Annotated in this window: 5 protein-coding genes and 1 pseudogene; 4 read left to right on the top strand and 2 right to left on the bottom strand. The window is 68.0% G+C overall.

Translation table 11 applies throughout. From position 1 onward, the window contains the following. The coding region (locus tag VGB60_RS13325; RefSeq protein ID WP_414644482.1) for a hypothetical protein at positions 1-96 on the top strand (96 nt) is incomplete at its 5' end. Here the strand turns inward: VGB60_RS13325 and VGB60_RS07035 are convergent. After that, complete coding sequence (locus VGB60_RS07035; protein ID WP_331037555.1) at positions 93-875, bottom strand: glutaminyl-peptide cyclotransferase; 783 nt, start codon at positions 873-875, stop codon at positions 93-95. The two genes, VGB60_RS13325 and VGB60_RS07035, sit on opposite strands and share 4 nt — an antisense overlap. Positions 876-878: 3 nt before the next feature. Beyond that, positions 879-1,715 (bottom strand): TerC family protein, encoded by an 837-nt coding sequence (locus tag VGB60_RS07030; protein WP_331037554.1) that lies wholly within the window; start codon positions 1,713-1,715, stop codon positions 879-881. Between the two features lie 150 nt (positions 1,716-1,865). Between VGB60_RS07030 and VGB60_RS07025 the strand changes: the two genes are divergently transcribed. The 3 genes and pseudogenes from VGB60_RS07025 to VGB60_RS07015 all read left to right on the top strand — a co-directional run. Next, on the top strand, positions 1,866-2,810 hold the full coding sequence (locus VGB60_RS07025; RefSeq protein ID WP_331037553.1) for a DUF808 domain-containing protein: 945 nt from the start codon (positions 1,866-1,868) through the stop codon (positions 2,808-2,810). 203 nt (positions 2,811-3,013) lie between these two features. Further along, a complete protein-coding gene (locus VGB60_RS07020; RefSeq protein WP_331037552.1) occupies positions 3,014-3,568 on the top strand; it encodes a F0F1 ATP synthase subunit delta in 555 nt (184 codons plus the stop codon). 69 nt (positions 3,569-3,637) lie between these two features. Next, positions 3,638-3,999 (top strand): annotated as a pseudogene (locus VGB60_RS07015) (F0F1 ATP synthase subunit alpha); the annotation flags it as partial.

Below are 3,999 nucleotides of genomic sequence, written 5' to 3'. Positions count from 1 at the left end.
GACCTGCAGGGTTTTCTCAGGGTCTGGCTGGCGCGGGTGAAGGTGCCCGCCTCGGTGCGGCTGTCGGTCGACGTGGACCCGTACAGCTTCCTCTAACGCGGCCCCGTCAGCCGGATCTCGAACAGCTTCGGCCAGTTCTTGCCGGTGACGAAGAGGCGGCGGCCTTCCGGGTCCCAGGCGATGCCGTTGAGCACCGCGTCGGTCGGATCGAGCCCGGAGCGGTCGGGCATCAGGTTGGTCAGGTCGATAATTCCGGTGACGACGCCTGTGGCCGGGTCGATGCGGACGATGAAGTCGGTCTGCCAGACGTTGGCGAACACCTCGCCCTCGACCCATTCGAGCTCGTTGAGCATGGCCAGGGGGCGGCCGTTCAGCGTCACCGGCACACGGCCTGTCTCCGCCATCGTCGCGGGATCGAAGAAGCGCAGGGCCGGCGTGCCGTCGGACAGGATCAGCCGCTGTCCATCAGTGGTCAGGCCCCAGCCCTCGCCGGCGTAGGCGAATTCGCCCAGCGGCCGCAGGGTCTCGCGGTCCCAGACGAAGGCCTTGCCGCTGGTCCAGGTCAGGGTCACCACCCGGTCGCCGACGACCGTCAGCCCTTCACCGAAAAAGGCTGGGTCAAGCTCGCGCCGCGTCAGGACCGCGCCGTCCTCAAGCCGGACCCGGCGAACCGTCGAGGGCGCCCGTCCGGTGCTCTCCAGCAGGAGGCCCTTCTCGAACACCAGCCCCTGGGTGAAGGCGCCGGGATCATGCGGAAAGGTCCGGACGAGCTCGTAGCCGTAGACCGGCGTCTGGGCCACGACGGCCACGGGCGCGAATAGGGCGGCCAGCCCAACGACGAGGGCCGCCGCCAGCGCTGGCGCCCCGGACCTCATCGATCAGGCTCGGGTTTCGGAGGCGTCGGCGTCGGCCTCGGCGGCCTTGGCCCTCGCCTCGGCCTGGTTGGCCTGGGCCCTCAGCCTTTGGGCCGACTCGCGCTTGGTGCTGGCCTTGCGGCTCCACATGTTCAACACCTCGACCCCCGCCGAGAAGGCCATGGCGGCGTAGATGTAACCCTTCGGCACATGGGCGCCGAAGCCTTCCGCGATCAGCACCATGCCGATCATGAGCAGGAAGCCGAGGGCCAGCATGACCACGGTCGGGTTCTTGTTGATGAAGTTGGCCAGCGGGTCGGCGGCCAGCAGCATCACGGTGACGGCGACCAGAACGGCCGTGACCATGATCGGCAGGTGATCCGTCATGCCGACGGCGGTCAGGATGGAGTCGATCGAGAACACCAGGTCCAGCAGGATGATCTGGAAGATGGCCGAGCCCACATTGGAGATGACCATGTCGGCCTTGTCCTTCTCCAGCAGGTCGTCGCTGGGAGACGGGTCGACGGTGTGGTGGATTTCCTTGGTCGCCTTCCAGACCAGGAACAGGCCGCCCGCGATCAGGATCATGTCCTTCCACGAGAATTCGTTGCCCATCACGGCGAAGACGGGCGCCGTCAGGCTGACGATCCACGCGATCATCGACAGCAGGGCCAGACGCATGATCAGCGCCAGCGAGATGCCGATGCGGCGGACCCGCGAGCGGTGCTCTTCCGGCAGCTTGTTCGAGAGGATGGAGATGAAGATCAGATTGTCGATCCCCAGCACCACCTCCATCACGATCAGTGTGATCAGGGCCGCCCATGCGGCGGGATCGGTCAGAAGCGCGGCGATTTCGGTCATCCGCCCGGGATAAGCCAGGCGGTGGCGCTGCGCCATAATTTTCCGTTCCGGCAGGGCGCGTCAGGGCGCCGCGCTTGACGGGCGCCTCTGGACCCGGCCCGCGCGCTCGCCTAGCCAAGGGCGAACTGCATTCCTTCTGTCAGGTGAAGCGTGCCCTCAGGTCTTGCCGCCCTTCTCGACGACGTCGCCACCATCGCCAAGATGGCGGCGGCCTCGGTCGACGACGTGTCCGCCGCCGCCGGCCGCGCCAGCATGAAAGCCGCCGGGGTGGTCGTCGACGACGCGGCGGTGACGCCCGGCTACGCCATGGGCTTTTCGCCCCAGCGCGAGCTGCCCATCATCCGCAAGATCGCCGTCGGTTCGCTGAAGAACAAATTCCTGATCCTGCTGCCCGGCGCGTTGCTGATCAGCGCCTTCGCGCCCTGGGCGCTGACGCCGCTGCTGATGCTCGGCGGGGCCTATCTGTGCTTCGAGGCGTGCGAGAAGCTGTGGGAGAAGCTGGCGGGCCACGGGGACGGCGAGGTTCCCGCGGACGAACTGGCTCTGTCGTCCGAGGAACAGGAGAAGAAGATGGTGGGTTCGGCGATCCGCACGGACTTGATCCTGTCGGCCGAGATCACCGCCATCGCCCTGGCTGACCTGGCCGAACGCCCGCTGGCGACGCAGGCGGCGGCCCTGGCTCTGGTCGGTCTGCTGATCACGGTGGTGGTTTATGGCGCCGTCGCCCTGATCGTGAAGATGGACGACATCGGCCTGCATCTGGCCGAGCGTCCCTCGGCGCCTGAGCGCGCGCTGGGCCGGGGCCTGGTTCGCGCCATGCCGGTCGTGCTGGCCGGACTGGCGACCATCGGCACCTTGGCCATGCTGTGGGTCGGCGGCGGAATCCTGGTTCACGGCCTGCACGAGTTTCATCTCGATTTCCTGCCCGGCCTGATCGAGGGGCTGGCACGCGCCGCCGGTGGTGTGCCGCTGATAGGGCCCGTGACCGGCTGGCTGACCACGGCCGCCGCCTCGGCCGTCGTCGGCCTGGTCGTCGGCGGGGTCATCGTGGCGGTCATGCACCTGATCCCGCGCGGCAAACGCGCCGCGCACTGACAGGGTGCGGCAATCCGACGGACCATCCGGGCCCGCCTCGGTTGCGGCGGCGGGGGATGGGTGCTATCAGGCGCCCGGCTGAGCCGGAGGGCGCGTCGCAAGGCGCGTCCCCGGTTTGCTTTCTTGAAGCATTTCAAGACTTTGGTCGGTGCGCAATCCGCCGCCGGCCGCAACCCGAACGCTAACCCGCGCGGACCTTACAAGTGGCTGACGATTACAGGACGACGGAAGTCGGAGAGCGCTACGCACAGGCGCTGTTCGATCTGGCTGACGAGACCGGCGCCCTGGAAGCCGTGCGCGCCGATCTCAAGTCGCTGCGCGCCGCCTGGAACGACAGCGCCGACCTGCGCCGTCTGGCCACCTCGCCGGTGATCGCGTCGGAAGACCAGCAGAAGGGTCTCGTCGCCATCGCCGACGCCGCCCGCTTCAACGGCGTGACGCGCAACTTCCTCGGCCTGCTGGGCCAGAACGGCCGCGCCCGCGACCTGCCGGGCGTCATCGCCGGCTTTGACGCCCTGTATGCGAAGAAGACGGGCGTGGTCGCCGCGGAGGTCGTGTCGGCCCAGGCCCTGACCGCCGCGCAGATGACGTCGATCCAGTCCGCCCTGCGCGCCTCGCTGGGCAAGGACCCCGAAATGACCGCCCGGGTCGATCCGTCGATCCTCGGCGGCCTCAAGGTCAAGGTGGGCTCGAAGCTGTTCGACGCCTCGCTGAAGACCAAGCTCGACCAGATGAAGTTCGCACTGAAGCGCGCGTAAGCGCGCTGACCCACCAGAATGCACCGGGCCTGATCGCCCGACCCAAGAGACGATAACAGAGAGCCTGTCATGGACATCCGCGCCGCCGAAATCTCGGCCATCCTCAAGTCGCAGATCGCCAACTTCGGCGTCGAAGCCGACGTTTCCGACGTCGGCCAGGTGCTGTCGGTCGGCGACGGCATCGCCCGCATCCACGGTCTGGACAACGTCCAGGCCGGCGAGATGATCGAATTCCCCAAGGCCGGCGTGAAGGGCATGGCCCTGAACCTCGAGCGCGACAACGTAGGGGCCGTGATCTTCGGCGCCGACGCCCAGATCGCCGAGGGCGATGAAGTCCGCCGCCTGGGCGAGATCGTGGACGTGCCGGTCGGCAAGGGCCTGCTGGGCCGCGTCGTCAACCCGCTGGGCGAGCCGATCGACGGCAAGGGCCC

The organism is Brevundimonas sp. (assembly GCF_036399195.1).
In the GTDB taxonomy this organism is placed as follows: Bacteria; Pseudomonadota; Alphaproteobacteria; order Caulobacterales; family Caulobacteraceae; genus Brevundimonas.
Note: the sequence above shows the minus strand (reverse complement) of the source record. Positions and strands in the feature narration are given on the sequence as shown.

Coding starts and splice junctions, on each gene's coding strand:
- VGB60_RS07035 (WP_331037555.1), bottom strand. CDS start 875: ATGAGGTCCGGGGCGCCAGCGCTGGCGGCGGCCCTCGTCGTTGGGCTG.
- VGB60_RS07030 (WP_331037554.1), bottom strand. CDS start 1,715: ATGACCGAAATCGCCGCGCTTCTGACCGATCCCGCCGCATGGGCGGCC.